At 57.9% G+C, this 18,416-nt stretch carries 16 protein-coding genes and 2 pseudogenes; 13 read left to right on the forward strand and 5 right to left on the reverse strand.

Annotated elements, in window-relative coordinates:
* Window positions 1–212 (forward strand): hypothetical protein (locus ABIB66_RS42575; RefSeq protein ID WP_354259901.1); only part of this gene is annotated, 212 nt, incomplete at its 5' end.
* A 111-nt stretch (window positions 213–323) separates the two neighbouring features.
* Here ABIB66_RS42575 and ABIB66_RS42580 read toward each other — a convergent pair.
* Window positions 324–626, reverse strand: coding sequence for a hypothetical protein (locus tag ABIB66_RS42580; protein WP_275169726.1), 303 nt, complete (start codon window positions 624–626; stop codon window positions 324–326).
* 411 nt (window positions 627–1,037) lie between these two features.
* Complete coding sequence (locus ABIB66_RS42585) at window positions 1,038–1,367, reverse strand: PilZ domain-containing protein (RefSeq protein WP_354212012.1); 330 nt, start codon at window positions 1,365–1,367, stop codon at window positions 1,038–1,040.
* Between the two features lie 880 nt (window positions 1,368–2,247).
* Here ABIB66_RS42585 and ABIB66_RS42590 point away from each other — a divergent pair.
* Window positions 2,248–2,672: pseudogene (locus ABIB66_RS42590) on the forward strand (hypothetical protein).
* Window positions 2,673–2,795: 123 nt separating this feature from the next.
* Here ABIB66_RS42590 and ABIB66_RS42595 read toward each other — a convergent pair.
* Window positions 2,796–2,930, reverse strand: a complete 135-nt coding sequence (locus ABIB66_RS42595; protein WP_275169723.1) for a hypothetical protein — start codon at window positions 2,928–2,930, stop codon at window positions 2,796–2,798.
* Window positions 2,931–3,114: 184 nt separating this feature from the next.
* On the opposite strand from ABIB66_RS42595, the pseudogene ABIB66_RS43810 reads away from it, so the two are divergent.
* From ABIB66_RS43810 to ABIB66_RS42650, 11 genes and pseudogenes are all read left to right on the forward strand, one after another.
* Window positions 3,115–3,475, forward strand: a pseudogene (locus ABIB66_RS43810) (hypothetical protein).
* A gap of 943 nt (window positions 3,476–4,418) precedes the next feature.
* Complete coding sequence (locus tag ABIB66_RS42605) at window positions 4,419–5,042, forward strand: LabA-like NYN domain-containing protein (RefSeq protein ID WP_354259903.1); 624 nt, start codon at window positions 4,419–4,421, stop codon at window positions 5,040–5,042.
* A gap of 135 nt (window positions 5,043–5,177) precedes the next feature.
* The gene (locus ABIB66_RS42610; protein WP_275169721.1) at window positions 5,178–5,510 is read left to right on the forward strand and encodes a hypothetical protein; all 333 of its coding nucleotides are present in this window, start codon (window positions 5,178–5,180) and stop codon (window positions 5,508–5,510) included.
* A gap of 664 nt (window positions 5,511–6,174) precedes the next feature.
* Window positions 6,175–6,411 (forward strand): PilZ domain-containing protein, encoded by a 237-nt coding sequence (locus ABIB66_RS42615; RefSeq protein ID WP_275169719.1) that lies wholly within the window; start codon window positions 6,175–6,177, stop codon window positions 6,409–6,411.
* 1,431 nt (window positions 6,412–7,842) lie between these two features.
* A complete protein-coding gene (locus ABIB66_RS42620; RefSeq protein WP_502918368.1) occupies window positions 7,843–8,202 on the forward strand; it encodes a hypothetical protein in 360 nt (119 codons plus the stop codon).
* Between the two features lie 497 nt (window positions 8,203–8,699).
* The gene (locus tag ABIB66_RS42625) at window positions 8,700–8,945 is read left to right on the forward strand and encodes a hypothetical protein (protein WP_354212017.1); all 246 of its coding nucleotides are present in this window, start codon (window positions 8,700–8,702) and stop codon (window positions 8,943–8,945) included.
* Window positions 8,946–9,273: 328 nt separating this feature from the next.
* Window positions 9,274–9,987 carry an FkbM family methyltransferase gene (locus ABIB66_RS42630; protein WP_275169717.1) on the forward strand — a complete coding sequence of 238 codons (714 nt, stop codon included), beginning with the start codon at window positions 9,274–9,276 and terminating at the stop codon, window positions 9,985–9,987.
* Window positions 9,988–10,806: 819 nt separating this feature from the next.
* Complete coding sequence (locus ABIB66_RS42635; protein ID WP_354259906.1) at window positions 10,807–11,277, forward strand: CC0125/CC1285 family lipoprotein; 471 nt, start codon at window positions 10,807–10,809, stop codon at window positions 11,275–11,277.
* 406 nt (window positions 11,278–11,683) lie between these two features.
* On the forward strand, window positions 11,684–13,195 hold the full coding sequence (locus ABIB66_RS42640) for a tetratricopeptide repeat protein (RefSeq protein WP_354259909.1): 1,512 nt from the start codon (window positions 11,684–11,686) through the stop codon (window positions 13,193–13,195).
* A gap of 301 nt (window positions 13,196–13,496) precedes the next feature.
* Complete coding sequence (locus ABIB66_RS42645; protein WP_354259912.1) at window positions 13,497–14,183, forward strand: GDSL-type esterase/lipase family protein; 687 nt, start codon at window positions 13,497–13,499, stop codon at window positions 14,181–14,183.
* Window positions 14,184–15,146: 963 nt separating this feature from the next.
* Entirely contained in the window at window positions 15,147–15,362 is a 216-nt protein-coding gene (locus ABIB66_RS42650) for a hypothetical protein (protein WP_275169713.1), read from the forward strand.
* Between the two features lie 489 nt (window positions 15,363–15,851).
* Here the strand turns inward: ABIB66_RS42650 and ABIB66_RS42655 are convergent, their stop codons facing one another.
* Both ABIB66_RS42655 and ABIB66_RS43815 read right to left on the reverse strand, forming a co-directional pair.
* Window positions 15,852–16,010: a hypothetical protein gene (locus ABIB66_RS42655; protein WP_354212021.1), complete on the reverse strand. Its 159-nt coding sequence runs from the start codon at window positions 16,008–16,010 to the stop codon at window positions 15,852–15,854.
* A 1,413-nt stretch (window positions 16,011–17,423) separates the two neighbouring features.
* The gene (locus ABIB66_RS43815) at window positions 17,424–17,666 is read right to left on the reverse strand and encodes a hypothetical protein (RefSeq protein ID WP_473309092.1); all 243 of its coding nucleotides are present in this window, start codon (window positions 17,664–17,666) and stop codon (window positions 17,424–17,426) included.
* Window positions 17,667–18,416 lie beyond the last annotated feature (750 nt).

An 18,416-nucleotide genomic window follows, 5' to 3' on the forward strand; every position in this document is an offset into this window, starting at 1 on the left:
GCCCATCATGGATCGACCTCGCCGAGATTCGCGTCAACACAACGGAATCACGGTTCGTGACTTGTCTCAACCGACTTTTGCAACAAAATCGGCCAGAACCGGACCTTCGTTGCTGGCTTTCTCGCGGATCACAAGTAACGCATAGTATGCCGTATCGCTATCTCGACCTATCAAGCATCCTGCCGTCGTTCGATGCCCGGAAAGCAACATAGCACGGACGACATGGCAGGCGGCCTGCGCGGCTGCACTTGGGGAGTGATCCATAGGCCGAGCTGAACGATCTCTCGTTCATCCACCATACATCCGACACGGCACAATACTTGCTACACTGCGGGGAGGCCGATTAGTGCGTGCGGAGTTGTTCCCAGATGGGACGAAAGCCGGCGAGCCTTCTTCAGATCGGTCGCCAGTTTTATCTTCTCTCTCAAAACGAGGATTTCGGAATATTCCTTTTGGATCTCTGGGTGGATGCGAAGTGCTTCAAGCTGCTGGGCGGTCAGTTTGAGAATCGCGGCAATATGCGTACTCTGGATGTGGTGCATGGCAATCAAATCCGCTGTTGAAAAACGGAACGGAAACGATACCGCGAACTGCGGTGCGGCGTCGCCTGAATAAACAGCCAACATTACTGTCGTTTGATGCAGCGCCTTTCCTTTCTAGCGGAGCTTCCTAATCAATTCGCGGAGGTCTGCGGCATAATCTTCGATGATGCGCCCTCCGGGCCTCGTCGCTCTCGCGGGGTTGCCCTTTCTGGCTTGTCCGGCGGCTTATCAATCATGGCGTCACACCATCCGTCCGGCGGCAGACAGCTTTGATCTGGATCAATTTTTCGCTCCAGGGTGAGCGCGATGCGTTGGAGTCCGCAATGGGTCAGAATGCGAAAAACTCAACGTGAGCAAATCTGGTCCGTCATGCCTCGGTGAGCGGGCCTCGTGGAGGGGCGCGACTTTGCCGATTGGCCAACACCCAAAACGGCCGCCCTATCGGATCGCTTCTCAGCGCACGCGAGAATTATGTCGAAACATGAGCTAAGGAGCTCAGAGCGGCAGCACATGATTGGTAGTCAAGCCGCACCACGTTGTGGTGTTGCTGCAATCATTCGCCAATTTCGGCGAGCTGCGGCGCAGGACGAAGCACACGCCGCAAAGTGTCCGCTTCCTCCACATGACGCGGCAGGTGAAGGTTTCGGAATGTTCGTCGAACGATAGCGCAAATTCTCTGGCGAATATGTAGTACGGCGTGGAGATGCAGGCTCCCAGGGTGCTGATGTCGCGCACCACGCACGGATGGGTCCCACTCAATCCACCAAACGACAGCCGCGCCGCCCGGTTGATCGGTATCCGCTCCATCGCCCGACGTTCGACCATGGCGAGATTCTCCAAATGAGGAGGTAACTTCCAATCGAGCGATCGCAGCGATCGCGATTGCACCTCTACGTCTTCCGATCCCGCCGAGCCCGGAAAACGGCAATATCTGCACGTTGATCTGCACGGCCTAGGCTAACAAGCAGTATTATTGTCTCATTAAAATTAAACCAGACCGCGTGGTTAATCCGCCGACGTTGGTGCCACCTTACAAGCAAATGAAACCGCTCAAGGACAGGTCTTTTTCCGCGAAAGTGAAGTATTTCACAGCACTTTCACAAACCTGAGCTACTATTAGTTGAACTTAATGGATCATTTTATGTCTCGGCCTGACGACGGTGGTTTTTAAATAGTCATAATAAGGGGTGTTGATGAGTAGGCGTGGTCAGGGGCACAACCGCATGACGGTTCTGCACGAACGCGTTTGGTTTCTAAGATCTCAGCTGACAGAGCTTCAGAACCTTCGCAGCCGGGTTGAGCAAGCCGAGGAACGAAAAGTCGGCAAACGTTCAAAAGTCACAGGTGTCTCGGCGATGCGTCGCCGATTGCGGCGACAGCGGCGTTTTGTTTTCTAGCCGCAAACCGTGGCGACGAACGTGCCGTAGGCTCGCAGCCACGAAAAGCCTTCATCAAAGATCGCTCTGGCCGAAAAACGCGCCCGCGTTGACTTGTTCGGCTTTGGGTCAAAATCGGCGGTCGCGGCAAGTGCAGCTCGGCGTCGGTTTACCTTTGTCAGCGGACATCACGCCGCTGAAGCGCTCTTCGGGTTAAGTCATGAACGGACCCCCCCTTCTCGCTCGGAGAGTCGTAGTCGGACCTCCATTCGGAGAGGTCGCTGTTCTATCCGCGGTTGGTCGGCGGCTAGACCCGTCGGGCGCAACAAATGTTCTTGTTTAGACGCGGTAGCATCGGCAGTAGTGTGCGTTTGCGCGCCCTGCGTGCGCTCTATCAAAGCTTCATCAAGCAAAATGGCCCGGAAGCGCGTGCGCAACGTCTTCTGCGCGATTGGTTATCTCCACAGCAGCGTGCGCAATATGATGCCGAGGTTTTTTCGAAGACACCGGCTCTCACACCGGCCGACGATATCGAATTCATCAGGGCACCATGAGCAATGTTTTGCAGCTTGATGAAGAAAAGCAGCCTAAGATCGGCTGGTGTTTCGTTCCCGAACGGGCTCTGCTAGCTGGCGACGTGATGCTCGCCCAGAAGATCGCGCTCGAAACCGACGAAGCCGCGGTGCTCGCGCTTGCCCACCGGTTTTCTCCGAGACTGCCCTCTCTGCCCCGAGTAGCGCGGCGCGCTTACTAGGCCTCTCTTGGGCGGGGCCACCGCTTGCGACAGCGGCAGCCCCTAGCGGCGGAGGCGGCGTTTACCTCCGCGGCTACAGGTAGCCTCAACCCGGCGATCGCTTTGTGCAATGTGATCTACCTGTTAGGCCTTACCCGGCGGCTTCTCAAGCTGCTCCTCGACGAACATCAGGATAAGACGTCGCGCGTCCTTGTCTGTGATCTTCTGGAAGGCTGTGATCAGGCGCAGCATCTGCAGATCTTCAACTGCATTGGTCATGGCAAAGACCTCATCAGAAAAACGGAACGCTGAAATACGTGAAATTATGCAGCCGTTTTTCCCGGAAAGGAACATGGAATTTGGTTGAAAGTTAAACCTCCGCTGGCTCGCTGGCGGAGCGGCCCCGGCCACCCTCAAGAGCCGGGGCCGTGTCTCCGCCCGGTCGATTGTATGGAGTAACCGTATGCGTACTTCGCCCGCGATCGTGCCGGCCGATCGCCTCGACCCGACATCTACCTTGTGCTCGAAGACTTCGGCGCGCGTGCCGGCTGCGCATGACGAGACGGACAAAGCGGACACCGATCTCGAAGCCGTGCTGCAAGGCCTCCTCTCCGGCCAGTACGCCTATCAAGTCCGGATCGTCTGCTTCAACGCGATAGAGGGATGGTCGCGCGACGCCACCTCCGACGTCGCCGACGCGCTGGCCCGGCGCATGGTCGACAACGACGAGGAGCCTGCCCGCCCTCGAGGGTTTCATCAGCGCCAACGCGAGCAGGCGCTTGGACATACAGCTCACGCTGCCGCTGAAGGGCGCCGCAGCGTGATGTTCCGGGAGGGCAAGGCGGAAGGCCCTGCGCCGGAAAGCGAGCGCCACTTCATCCGCTGCCCGATCTGCGACAAGGCCAGCAAGACTACCCACCGTCGGCGGGGATCTGGAAAAGACCGAGTGCACGCCCCGCCTGACCCCGGCATCCGAGCTGCGAGGCTGCTTATTGTTGGAACGCCATGCCGATCTAGCGAAACGCCGCATCCGCATTTCGCAGCGTGTTCGTGTTGCGAGCGCTTGGACCTACAGAGCGTCACATTCCCGGATGAACTCGCGCGTACCGCTGCCGAACCTCCAACTTCTCGCGCCACTCCGTTGCGCCTCAGGAGCGTATGGCGTCAATCGCGTGGGCGATCAGGATTGCAGCGCTGACTGCGATGATGATGACTAGCAGCCAAGTGATCAAGTTCGTCTCCATCCCCGCCGTGGAGTGAACGCGCTCAACCGCGCACAGTCAAAAACAACCCGCCGAAAAGCTTAACCTCGGCGCTGGGCTGAGGATTCGAGGCAACTCTTGCGTCCGGATTCGGTCCTATCGGCGAATGGGCCCGCCATCCAAGTTGTGTTGCCGTGATCCTCAAAGCGCAATTCGGGCGTCGGATTACTACCGGCTTGCAGCGAGTTTGCGGCTTCTAGATGCTTGCAACGTATTTATCTGGCTGGAGGCATACTCACCGGTAGCATCCTTAGTGTTCAATGCCTTCTTGTACTCGGCGACGTCCTTTTGGACAGGAGACGTTACAGATCCGACAGACCATCTTTCGGCTAATGTCGGAGTTTCGAGCCCTGGTACCATTTGAAAATAGTTGAAGCTTAAAGCATCCGTCTGTACTCTAGGATGTTCGCTAGCGATCTATCTAGAATGCGACCGACATATTCGTGTCGCGGTCCGCCAATCTTTCCAGCTCAATCTACGCTGTTTCACGGAAAGCGTGAACTGAATGTCACCTTCCTCTACCGACAAGATCGCGCTCTTTATCGATGGAGCCAATCTCTACGCGACGGCGAAAACTCTGGGCTTCGACATCGATTACAAGCGCCTGCTGAAGGAGTTTCAGAGCCGCGGGACGCTGCTTCGGGCGTTCTACTACACCGCGATCATCGAGGATCAGGAGTACTCCTCGATCCGCCCGCTGATCGACTGGCTCGACTACAACGGCTACACCGTGGTGACCAAGGCGACCAAGGAGTTCATCGACGCCTCCGGCCGCCGCAAGGTCAAGCGCAACATGGACATCGAGCTCGCCGTGAACGCGATGGAGCTCGCCGAGCACATCGATCAGATGGTGCTGTTCTCGGGTGACGGCGACTTCCGCTCCCTGGTCGAAGCCGTTCAGCGCCGCGGCGTGCGGGTCACCGTGATTTCCACAATCGCAAGCCAGCCGCCGATGATCGCCGACGAGCTGCGCCGCCAGGCCGACGTCTTCACCGACCTCGTCGAGCTGCAGTCCAAGCTCGGCCGCGACCCGTCCGAACGCTCCGCCCTGCGCGATCGCGATGCGCGTGGACACATGCCAAAATTCTTGCAGGAACCGAAGGGAACGACCCACAAGACTAGACCCTGAAGGCGGCGCCCGCATTCCACCAGTGCGGATGGGCCGTTAGCATTTGTCACTTGAGATATTGGCGACTGCTCGATGTCGCTTGCATGAAGCGGGCGGCATCCGGCATCATGTTTTTGCTGGCGAAGCGAACCTGCTGTGGCTCTGAAGAACCCCGACGCCATTGCCGTCATCGTGACCGCCCTCCGGCTTTCTCACGGCGACGAAGCTGCACGAGCCATGCTGGTCGGCGGCATGAGCCTGGCCGCGCTGATAGAGACGATGTTCTCCGCACCGATCGGGCGACGCGATGCCGTTCACAACATCACACGCGCGTTGGACGACTTCGCAATTTCGCCGGAACTCGGTCCGGTCTGGCACCTTCGCTACGTTTACGAAAGTCATGGGTCGTTTCGCGTCGTCGATATGGAGATTGCGACGCCAACCGGCACACTGTCCAGTAAAGACGTCTGGCTTCGTCTGCCGGTCTAGCTACCTCGCCACCTCTGCAATGTGACCAGTACTGTCCACGATTAGCGAGCGCGCGGTGCCTTCCTTGACGGCCTTGTAGGTCTTTATCTTTCCGGCTGGTAGTTCCTGGATATGCGAATAGCCGGCGGCGCGAAGCTTAGATCATCTCCTCCGACGTCAGGCTGAGCGCGGACGAGGATCCCCAAACCAGTGCGAGGGCAGCCGTGATGAAAGATCGCAGCACTTGCCCTCGCTTGCGCGCTCGCCGCCACCGGGTTGGCCCGCTAGCCTAATTGGCCTCAGACCCGAAAAACGCCTCCAGCCCCGTGTCTATCGCCGCGATGTCTCGCTCTGTCTGGGCAATCGCCGACCTGCAATCAAAGCTCTCCCAGGCTTTCAGGTCGACCGCCAGGCGCTGGCGGTGCATCCTTAGATCCTCAAGCAACTGGCGGTCTCTCAGTCTCGCGTAACTCCCACAACCTAAGGACCTCATTTTAGCTAATTTTCAGATTTAATTCTATCTAAAAAACGTATTTAATGTAACAATCCAATTTAACGTGGTATTTATTTAAGCCACGCCGGGTTGGATCGGCTACCGAGATTCTAACGAACTCTTTTGAAGCAGTAGGTGCGACGACAATCGACGTGCGCTCTGCGGGGCGAACCCTTTTTTCGGAGAAAAGCTATGGAGCAGAACAGTTCTCATTCGACACGCAACCCAAAGTCCGGCTCAATCAGCTTCGGCCGTTCAAAAGCAAATTGCTTGATCCGCAGCATCTCTGTATACGGTGCCGCCCTTGATATTGCAGGAAATGAAAAGATTCCCGACGAATTCGCGCTGACTGTCATTCCGGACGGTGACCCACGTCGCTGTTCAGTCGTCTGGCGTAAAGAAAAACGTATCGCCGTCGCATTCTATTGATACGCCGCCAACTCATGCGGATGCAGGATTCAGCAGCGGCAAGCCGCCTCAATTTGCAACCTCGAGCGCTCGTTAGCCAACGCGTATTTTGCCAAGGGCAAGGCGCCGCCAGCCTACGTATGCGCGATTACGGACTCGCGGCCCGACGCGTCGTTGTCCGGTAAGACGCGCCGGGCCTGACCATTCCCTGCTTTCCCCGTAAGGTTTGGCTGTCCCAGCATAGAGCGATTCTACAAGCGACTTATACGTCTTCGTCTCTGTGCACCGCTCCTCTCGGTTCGGAGCAAAAGTCCCATGTCTCGGGCCACACGTTAACGGACGCAATATACCTTCCAAGCTCGGTTGCGATTTCACCCGCGGTCGAGCCAAACGTTGGTTTGCGGTTTCGCACGCGCCAAGCTCCGGGTTCGCAGGGGAGATTAGCAAAATCGTTCCGCTCTTGGAACGAAATGCCCACTGCATGGACTTCTGTTCTACCGAATTTGTATTTGCAAACGAGACGAAGCTAGGGCAGAATTTTCCTCACCGGGGCTGGTTGCATATTTCACTTGGTCCTTTTAACCCGGCTTCATTTGACCACGCGAGGGCCGCAGCGATTTAACCTCCCGCTGCGGCCTTCGCCATATGGCGGCAAGCGTGAACCGGTGGGTCTCCGAAGATGGCCGTTCGACAAAGCGCCTGGTCAGTTTTGCTTCCCATGCATACAGGCGATCACGAACTGCCGCTTTGCGCGACTTTGTCCCTTTCCCTTCCGCCCGCACTCGAATAACCACGTTCGGTAGCGAGCCGCTGGCGCTTTCCAATTTCTGAGGGTTGCGAGGCGCGCCCTGTTGAGCCTGTACAGCGCCTCCGACCAAAGCCAGAGCAATGGAAGCAAATAAATTCGGCCTAATCATTCTGCGCGCTCTCTACCTGCAGTTGATCAAATCACTACAAGATAATAGTGGCCCTGCCTCGGCAATCGCTCTCAATGTTTGCCCGGCGGCTTCATTTTCGCTCGTCGGCTCAGGGGACACCTGGCAGGTCGGCGGAGCCTCAAGCGACTTTTCCCCTACCTACGACGCGCAGTAGCTCGCGCGCGCCTCGACCTACTAGGAATCGATAATTTGTGAGGTACTTACGATGCCGCTTTGATGGCGGCATGCACGCTCGCCGTCGATACACAAAAATGGGCCGGTCACTATCCGCCCCGCAGCCCCGCTGAATGGCTGGCTGACAGCCATGTGACCTGCAGCAATCCAGTGCCTGAACGGCCGCTGCGATCGCAGGGTCGACGTGCGGCTCGACACACTCCCGCAAGATCAGCCTTGGTCGCGCGTCGGCTTGCGCATGGTCTGCTCAGCATGCGGCGCCGCAGGATCTGTGCATATCGTCCCGAACTGGCATGACAAGTCAGGCCAAGCATGGGCGCTTGAGGTTTTGATTCCAGCGATGAAGCACGTTACCGAACGCCCTTTTGCCGATCCACAAGCCGCAGCCCGCAAGCTGCTCGAGCTCGCCGCCGGCATAGAGCCAGTCCAGGACGGCCGTATCCACATCGAGAAGATCAACTACCCTTTCCTCTCCACGCTCAAGGGAAGCCGCGCGGAGTTCGGCGCCGGCGTCAGGTGCGCTGTCGAAAAGGGCTGGCTCGAGCTGCATGAGAGCGGCACCTATGTGCGGCTGCTGACGCCCGGGCAGAACCTCTTAGCGTTAGGAACCGGCCCAGGCACAGTCTGCTTGAGTCCGCGCTGGCTCGCGCCCAATGGAGCCGGCGGAGCGGCCCCGGCCCCATCCTTCCAGCCCCACTGAAGCCGGGGCCGTCTCTGAGCCGGGCGGCCTTGCCTTACTCCTCAAGGGCGGAGCTCGGAGAGGGTCCGCCCGAGCCCCTATCAAGCGCAACAGCGTCCTCCCTCTAGGACCGCTCGGTATGCTCACAAACTTAAATCACGCGACGGCTTGAATGATCTGTGCACTTCAGTCATGGGGATTAGGCCGCCCACTGAGGCGGCCTTACTCTTTGGTCTCGGTCCAAGTCTGCGCGCCGCATTGGCACTTGAACATTCGCACGATTTTACCGTTTTGCGGGTTTAGCATCTTCAACACGGAGCCGGGCTTCCTGCCACACTCGCCGCAGGGCCTCACCGGGCCAGGGTCAAAGCTCGAAAACACTTCGTTCTTAAAATCGCGGTCCACTACTATCACCAAGCCATTGAGCGACTCTAAGTGCCATATTGTACACTTGTTCCAACGGTTTCCAACGATGACCCCAGACGAATACTCTCAAACTGGCGGAGCGATACCGGAAGGTGCTGGAAACGGCCAAGGACGCCTTCACGCGCCACCATCTTGAAACGATGGAACGGAGCTACCGGACCTTGGCTGATAGCGAGCGGGCGCTGCGCAAATCGGGGCGCCTCGCGGAGGCCTTGGACAGGCTGGAAGGCCGCCAGCCCGAACCGGCGGGCCTGAGATTGTTGCGCGGAAGCATCAAGCTCCGACGGTTGCTTAAAAAATCTACCCCTTCATGGGGTGGCACGCTCTTTGCCAATTGAACCTCCCAGAGCATGGAGGCGTGCATCGATGGGACAGCGACAGCGTATCTTACGACGCCCGAAGCCCAGTTTGACACATATCGCCCGCGAGCTAGTGAAATTGCTGGACGAGATCGAGGAGCTCGATGAGCTGAGAGAAAGGGTCCGGCTCGCAGAGGCCAGTCGGGTCTTGCATTAGGGCTCTCGCCGCTTCCGGAAAGGGATCACCCGTCCCCCGCTCGGCGCGCTCCGTTCGCGGTCGCGGTTGCTCCACCGGGGTCGCGGTGGCAGGATGCGCTCTCTTGTTGCGACAAGCTGTGGCTCAGTCGAAACATGGAGGGCGCGCCGGATGCTTGCCCCGAACGAGCCGTTAGGATGGCTCCTGCGGTTGCCATTGCAGATCGTCTCGCCAACCGCTGTGGCGCGAATCCTGATGGGGCCGAACCGTGGCCTGAAGTGGGTTGTCGGGGCTGGTAATCATAGTTGCTGGCTCGGCACATACGAACGCGTCATCGCAAAATCGATCGCTGCACGGGTGAAACCGGGAATGACGGTATTCGACGTCGGTGCGCACGCAGGATACTACACGCTGATGCTCTCTCGGCTTGTTGGGCATCAAGGCCGGGTGTTTGCCTTCGAAGCGAACCCGGAAAATGCAAAGAAGCTTCGCCGGCACCTGCACATCAACCGCGTCAAAAACGTCGATCTGATCGAAGCCGCCGTCTCCGACCAAAGCGGGATGGCCTTCTTCGAGATCAATGCGCACCTCGGGAAATACGGCTACATGGGGACGCTCGCCGAAACGGGAATCCCTGTTCAGACCGTTGTGCTGGACGACTTTCCTGTCCCGGATCTAATCAAAATGGATATAGAAGGAGCCGAAACACGCGCGTTCGTTGGAGCCTCCCGTCTGCTCTCAGAGCAGAGAACGGCGATCTTCCTCGCACTGCATGATCAAACTCTCGCAGAAGCGCCCGCCATTCTCAAACGCCACAACTTCCTGCTGCAGCCAATCGCGGAGCGAGAGATGTGGGCCATGCCCGCGAGAGCTCCAGATAAATAGTTGCGCTGCGGAAGGGCGCTCCTGGGGTCCGCCGATGCTCTTGTTCATCCTTGGTGGATGGGATTTTGGGTCGCGGGCGGCTTTAAGCGGGCGGCTCGAACCCCACTAATGCTAATGCAGCCCTTTTTCGGGCGCCCTGGCGCGACTTATCGCTCGCCGCCACCCGTAAATTTCCCAATATCGCTCGCATCGAGCTCATTCGATCATTTCGGAATGAGATCGTCTAAGCCAAAGGAATGGACTGAGGCTGAGCGAAGGCGGCTTGCGTGGCTCGCGCGTCGCCGTGTCGTGTCGGAGATAGCGGCGCTACTCGGTCGGCATGCCGGCTCCGTGAGGAGAATGGCACGCGCAATGGGCCTTATTCTGAAAAAATAAACTTGCCAACCTTCTAGCCTCATCCCTCGCACTAGCTCTCCGGTCCATTAGCTCCTGAGCTGCGGCGGGTCCCAAGGTCGAAGCCGCTAATCCACCGTTTTACAACCTGGGAAAACTGCCCCTGGGGAAGACGACAGCATTTCCGAATCACCTGGACGTGCTCGCCACGTTGGACCGTTGCGGAGTGCGGGCGTGAGCCAGTTCTTGTCCGTATTGCTGTAGCACTGGCTCCGACGTTGACCGTCTGCTTCGGCGTTGCGGCATGGCGCCAGTCCTCGGGCAAAGACACCGACATCACTGCCACTATTCCGCATCAGGAAAACGGCTGGCGAGCGAGGCCGAGCAACTGACGTCTTAGCTGGCGTCCGTATTTTTACCGATTCAGCGAACGTCGCATTGATCTCTCCCCCTAGTTGCGCTTGGATAGCGCCAACGGGGGCGAGAATGCGTTGGATTGCGATCGCCGGGCTATGCCTGGCGCTGGGCGGCTGCGGCACGAAATATCAAGAAATGGGATTTTCAGGCGGCGTCGCCGCGCAGCAGATGACTGCGGACACATGGCGCATTCAGTCGCGAGGCAATGCCTATACGAACTCGGCCACCGTGCAGGACTACGTTCTGTTGAAGGCCGCGGAAACTACTCAAGCCGTCGGCGGCACGCACTTCCAGATTATCCGCGCGGCCGACGCAAGTCGGGCCTCGACAATCGTGACTCCCGGGACGAGCAACACTACGTTTGTGGGCAATCAAGCTTTCACGACCACCTCGCCGGGCAGCGTCGACACAGTGATCAAGCCGGGACAGGACGTCTATGTACGCGTGCTGAAGCTGACTCCTGGTCCGCCGCCTCAAGGCGTCTATTCTGCCCAGGAAATTATCCAGTTCGTCGGCTCTCGGGTCGAGCGCCCAAATTGATGTCGAAGCAACGATGCGCAAAACATTATGCGCGACCCTATTCAGCGCGTCTGCATTCGCGGCTTGTGGTGACAATGGTGGTCCGGGCTATCGCAATCAGACTGGGAAGTGCGTGGGCTGGGAGGCGCTCGCACGTCAATGCGGGAACGCACCCCAACTGCCAGCTCCCATCTCTAGCGCCTTAGCCGCGAATTTCTGGAGTCCGATAAGAGCCCTTAGCGGACTCCAGGAGAGCAACGCCCTACCCCTGCCGGAGTCGGCTTTTGGGCCCGAAGCGGACGTCCATTCCAACATCACCGCAACAACTTGTAAGGGCCGTGAACCTAGTCAGCAACCTTGACCAACGCAAAACCACAAAACTCTGCTAGGTTCGACCGTCCGGGCGTGTGGCCCGTGCGGGGAGGCAATGGTGACAGACTCTGAAGTCTCCAGCGACCGACCGAATAAACCAGCATCCGATGGTGACCCACTCAACAAAACGCCATCTGACGACGAACCTCCGGACCAATCGGCATCGACTCGCAACTTCAAGGGTCGCTTCCGGGTGCGAATGCAAATGATCGGCGGGGCGCTCGCTTCGATTGCGGCTATCGGTGCGATCGCGGGTGGCCTCGTCGGCTATTGGACTGTGTGGAAGACGCTCCGCACCGACGTGTTTCCGGACAAGCAACAGACGCAGAGGGAGGCCACTGCCCGGCCCGACATTGCTCCCCGCTTTTCACTTGTCATTCTGCCGTTCGCAAACGTCAGCAATGATCTGGAGCAGGACTATTTCGCCGATGGCATCACGACCGACCTGACGACCGACCTCGCGCAAATGCCCGGCGCGTTCGTTATCGGACGCGGAACGGCGTTTACATACAAGAACAAGCAGATCGACTTCAGGACGCTCGGCAAGGACCTTGGCATCCGCTGGGCGGTCCAGGGCGCGGTGCGGCGCAACGGCGATCAGGTTCGGGTCAACGTATCACTTACGGATATCGCGAGCGGTCGGGACGTCTGGTCCGATCGTTTCGACGGCGACCGTACGAACCTCGCCGCCTTACAGGACCAGATCACAGCGCGGCTCGCTCGCTCGCTTAACATTGAACTGATCCAAGCCGAAAGCCGTCGCAGCGAAGTGGACCGTTCGAGAAATCCCGACGCCACGGATTTCACGATGCGCGGCTGGGCAAAACTCTATGGGCCGCAGTCGAAGATCCAAAACGGTCAGGCAATGGACCTATTCGATAACGCGCTACGCCTCGATCCGGACAACGTTGAAGCCATTATTGGCAAAGCGCGGTGTCTGGCGGCTGGTGTGAACAATCGATGGTCTTCGTCCGTTGTTGAAGACAAAAAGCAAGCGATCTACCTCATCGACAGAGTTCTGTCCAAAACCCCGGCAAGCGCGAGTGCTCATACGACCAAGGGAACCATTCTTCTATTTGGACGTCCTGAGGAGGCATTGGCTGAATACGATGCGGCGCTTGAAATTGATCCAAATAATCCAGCTGCCTACGCTGCTAAAGCAATTGCACTCGTCGCCTCCGGGCGCGCGCGTGAAGCCTTCTCGCCGGTCCAGTTGGCTCTCCGTCTCAGTCCCAGAGATCCTTTTGCTTTCCAATGGCACTTCTGGCTCTGCCATGCACACTTGCACTTGCACCAATATGGAGAAGCCATCGAGGAATGCGGGCGCTCGGTCAATCTGAACAACTCGCACATGTACGCTTATGTAGATCTGACATCGGCTTATGGAGCCACGGGGCAATTGGAACAGGCACAGCGGAGCTTGACTGAATTGAACAAGCTGCGGCCAAACTTCACGGTCCACTGGTACCGTGATCTTGTTTACTCAATGTCAACGAACCCGCAGTTTCGTCGAGAGATCGACGACATTCTCGATGGGCTGAGGAAGGGAGGGGTTCGGGAGCAATAAGAAGCAGGGCTATTCGCTTGCTGACGTCGGCCTCTTACATCTCGAATGTCACTGATTGGCCCTTAGCCGAAGGTCAATTGAGCGCGTGTCATGTCGGCTGTCAGGGGCAAACCGGACGTCGATCCCACTTGGCGTCCACCGCTGGTTTTGACCCAAAGCGGCCCATCAGGTGAGTCGCTTGTCTTACTTAATTTCAACCGTTTCTTTGGCGTCCTCCGTCCGTCGGGGGTACAAGACCAGAGCCGCTGGTCGCATTTAGAACTGAACGTGCAGACGCTTGCTCACCGACTAGGAGAGCACGATGAACTCGCAATCGGAAGGCCTCCGCGCTATGGTCTCTCGCCCTGCCATGATTGTTTCCACGGCGGTTTTCTTAGCGTTGTCTTGCCTGGCGAGCCAGAACTGTCGCGCCGAAGACAAGGCGGTCAGAATTGTCGTGCTTGGGGATTCTCACACTGCCGGTAGCGGTATCGCTGTTGGCTACCGCTTTACGGACCAACTTGAATTTGCATTGAGCGCCAAGGGAAAAGCAGTTGTAATTTTCAATGCCGATGTTGTTCATGATACAGCTGCAAACGGCCTTGCCAGATTGGATCGAGCGGTCCCGGACGGGACCGATGCGGTAATTTTGCAGCTGGGCGGAACTGATATGTTGAGAGGCACCGATCCAAACGTCACTCGCGCAGCGCTCGCGGCGATTCTGCAAAACCTCCAATCCCGGCGAATTGTCGTCCTCCTTTGCGGAGCGCGACCTCACACCAACTTCGGGCATGAATACGAGAAAGCCTTTGCTGCGATGTTCGTCGGACTTGCCGGCGAGTACAATGTGCTGCTCTACGAAGCTTTTGACGACGCCTTTGTCGACGATCCTCAGCTTAAGACTCTGGGCGGCCTGCATCCCAATCCGACTGGGCTCAAAGAGGTCGTCACGCGCATACTGCCCAAGGTCGAGGCTCTCATAGACCGCGTGAGCCTCGGAGACCGTTGATGCTCTAGTGCAGCTTCATTTCCGCTTCTGGGCCCTTAGCGGACTTACTCATCAGCTGGTTCTGACATCCGATAACCGTCCTTAGCGGACACCAGGATTCCCGCACCGTGTGCTCACCCTGAGAGAGTGGACGAGGGCCGGGAAGCCACTCACTTTCAGCGAGATGCGCGAGATGGGCCTACGCGATGTTCTGGTCTACTGCCACTCCGGCCACAACGTTGCACTCAGCGCCGATCGCTGGTCGGACGATGTTCGCCTGTCTGATATCGAGGCGCGTTTTGTATGCGCCGGATGCGGCAACCGAGGGGCTCAGGTCAGACCGGATTTTAGCGCCGGCAAGCCGCCGCAGTTTGCGAGATCGAGCGCTCGTTAGAGGAACGAACGCGCAGAGGAAAAATTGGACGTTTTGCTAGCTCTCTTCTTCGAGCTGGCGGAGCGGCCCCGGCATCAACCCTCAGGCCCCCAAGCCGGGGGGCGTCTCTCAGTGCGCCAGCTTCCGCTGAATTGCCAAAATGTCCCGGTGCCTTTCGACCGCCACGCTTTCATCTGCCAAATGGCATAGGCGACCGCTAAATCAAACTGGCGCCGAGGTGGTACTGCAAAAAGCCGGCCTCAGACGACGATTCCTGAGGCCGGAAGTTCTACGCGTCCGCTCCGAGACATCGCCCGGAGCTGGAGGCGAACGCACCCAGATTGCCGATTGTTCCCGATCTTTCGGGACCTGAGAGCCGGCGCACTGATGCATGTTAAGCCTTCTGCCGATTGTGAAATTGATCATATTGCGAGCCAGAGATGCTGCGGTACGATCATCGCACCGGGGCTGGCCGCATATTTCACCTAGTCGTTTTTCACCCGGAATTTTTGACCGCGCGGGCCGCAGCAGCAGTCCTCCTGCTGCGGCCTTCGTGTTCACGGCTCTTAGTACCAATGACTTCGGCGTCCTGTGACATTGGAGAAGGTATTATGTCCAAAGAGAAAAATTGCCTGATCGTTCGTGCTGCGGGACGACAACTGGACCTGTTACGCGGCGAAGCCTCCCGCATCGCTAAAGGCAGCAACGTCGATTGGTGGATCGATCAGGCGGAGGTCGGCACTCGCTTCTGCTTCGAGGATACAAAAGCAAAAGAGGCATTCGTTCTCGTTTGTGACAACTTCAGTATTCCCTGCCAAGACGCCTAGCCCAAAGCCGACTTTGCAAGCCCCCCGGCAGTGCGCCAGCAAGCGGCCTCAATTATTTTGCCAAGCGCATGGCGCCGCCAGCCTGCGTAATGCGCGATTACGCACTCGCGGCCCGACGCGTCCTTGTCCGGTAAGACGCGCCGGGCCTAACCATTCCCTGCTTTTCCCGTAAGGTTTGGCTGAGCCAGCATAGAGCGATTCTACAAGCGACTTATCCGTGTCTGTGCAATCCCCAGAACGCAATTAGCGGGAGGGCCATGGCCCCGACCCCAGCAACATGAGAACGGTTTCCAGCATGACGAATCAAGCTCCGGCTCGTGTGCAGGATAGCCGGGACGAAATTCGCCTGATAGCCGCTCTGATGGTGGAGACGGGCCGCTGAGCATCTAGAATTTCTCTGACGATCTTTAGCCTCTTCATCGCCGGCAAAAAAAGAATCCGCCGGCGGAAAGGCCCAACTGAGGGCACCTTTCTTATCTCTCTTAATGCCTAGTTGCGAGGAGTCTTGTCTTCTCGGTTGAGCAGGCCGAGCCGTCGCTCCAGCTCTTGCTTTTTGGCCACGAGCCTCACGGCAAGAACGTCATTTACGACCGCGTGGAGTTGCCACAGCTCTTCAACCGACATGCTCTCAAACGGCTTCCGTTCCATGAATCCCCCGACTCACGTGTTCCCACAGCTTGGGCTTACAAGCGGGAGCCGGCAACTCTTTGTCGGTTGAGCGCGGAAGGTTATCTACTGTGACGGCGTGTGCGCGATTTTTCGGAAGCTCGCCGACACGACCTCGACAGGTAGCGTCGCAACTCAGCTTGCATTAATCGGTGTCGCAACACGCCCAATTCGGCAATCTGATGTTCTAGAAATGCGAAACGTTGATGCAAGGCGATAGCGGCATACGGGATACGATCAGAAATACTCATCACGACCTCAAAATAATAAAGACCGCAAAAACATCTCGACAATCTGAGCAGTACGCCAGAAGACCGACACAATTGCAAGGCGAAGCCATTTCGCATTTGCACACAGCTGGCAAAGACGTGGGCCGCGAGTTGAGGCTTTGAAGGAACGGAAAGGCGCGCGGGCATTTGAATTCGCACTAGCTCGCCCAAGCTGGCGGAGCGGCCCTCGGCCTGATCCCCAAAGGACCCTCCAAGCCGGGGCCGTGTCTCCTTCGATGAAGGAGTGTCTAGCTTTGCTCGATGTTTCGTGCGGCCAATTCCTGGTCCAGCTCCTTCAAGCGAACGAGTAGATTTTCAACGATCTCCATGCAGTCAGAATGCCTCAACGAGTGCACGCCACGCGCAGCCAGCTCGCGCTCCAATATTGCAGCCACTATGCTTTGGATGCTCACTAATCCCCCGGCAGGAAAACATTTGCGCCGCCAGATATGGCTCAACAAAGAATTGGGTTCACTCAGGGGAAAGGCCGCAGCGTGGTTCCAGCCCCACTGCGGCCATCCCGGGCAACTGCAAATAGCTTGGTACTCAAATCTCGCCGGTGTTCCGACAGTAGAACACCCCGTTCCGAAAATGGACTCCGTACAACTACCGGTGGCGCCTTGTCACTTCGGAGCGAACATGGCACGGCTGGCTTTCCAGCCCCCAATGCTCCCGGCAGCCGATCTAATTGCGGATTAGAGCGCCGGGAGTGCTAGGCCCACCAGCGTGAACCGGCGAAAGAGCCGCCCACTGACGGCCGCTCGTATCGTTTCTCGAGTCCACGCAGGACTGCCAAGGTGCGCTGGGCCTGCCGCGGGCAACGCCTCAGAGAGTGACGCTGGTTTAAGTTTTTACGCCAGCCCGAATCATGCACTTAGTGCGTGAGCTTTGAAGGACTGCCATGAGCGAGGCTTCACATGGGAAGGCCTGCTGTAGTTCGGACCCTAACGGTCACAATCGACGGTGTTGCGCATCACGGGACATATTTTGTCCAGAACTCCATCGTGTACCTGCAATCGGCGCTTGGAAGTAAGGCAACCCACGTGGGAGGGGTGCCGCCAGAAATGACGGCCAAGCTGCTCCTGTCTGAACTCGTTCGCACCCGCGCTGGGGCAGCGCACTAAGATCAGAACCAGCTGCGGTTATTTTGGAAGCACGCCTGTTTGGTGCGGTCCCAGATGAAATCCCCGCCGCCGCAGGGTGGACGGGGGCGAGAGGTCGCCGGGCATTCGTTCCGAACCTTGGCTCCCGTGCCCCAGCCGTCGACGACACATGCGCCACCGCTTGTCCTATGACAGCCCTCGCCACAGCCACCCGCGGCGTGTGCCCCACTAGCAGCAGCAGCGAGAACCGTGGTCGCGAGGAGCATTCCTTGTAAGATTTTTATCACTGCCAGACTCCTGAAAGCGACTGATCCCGAGCGAGAAGGACGAGATAATAGCTCCTGCCGTGCCTCTTAGCTACGATCAGCGCGGCGCGAAGTCCTCGGCGCCGCACCGAACCGCTCGAGGGCTGCGCTCCCCAGTTCGAAGCTGTTGATCCAGCAAATTTCTACAACCTCTGAAAAAGCGACTAGGTCAGCACAGCTGCATTTTCGAATCATTTATTGTCTCCGTACTGGAGAAACGTTCTGTTCCGGAGGCGCGTGTGAGCCGCTTTGTCTCGGTCGGCTCTTGCTGGCCAACTTGATGCTAATGCTATGTTTCGGCTTGGCGGCGTGGCGCGTTTCGGGAGGGTGGCGCTGGTAACGCCACAGGAACGGCGCGTGGCTGGGTGCACACCTCGGCTAACTGACGTATCCGCCTACCCCTTCGCGCGTATTTTCTCGCAACGGCGTCCTTGAGGCGAGCTTATTCATCTAGCTTCATCCTTGACGATGACTGTCAGGCAAGCTGGTGGGCCTGCGCCGTCCAGCTCCGAGCGATATAGTCGATCAGTCAATAATATTGACGCAACCGGAGCGCGCGTATTGCCGAAATTTCCCGAGTGTGGCGGGCTAGGCACATCGCCTGCTGATTGGATCGGCTAGATTCGAGCCGGGAATGCCGGACACCAGAAAAAGAACCGGTGTCGTTCGGGTGAAACGTGGATGGAGCGAAAATATGAAGAAGTTGATGTT

Origin of the sequence: Bradyrhizobium sp. F1.13.3, from assembly GCF_040548265.1 — a bacterium.
Taxonomy (GTDB): Bacteria; Pseudomonadota; Alphaproteobacteria; order Rhizobiales; family Xanthobacteraceae; genus Bradyrhizobium.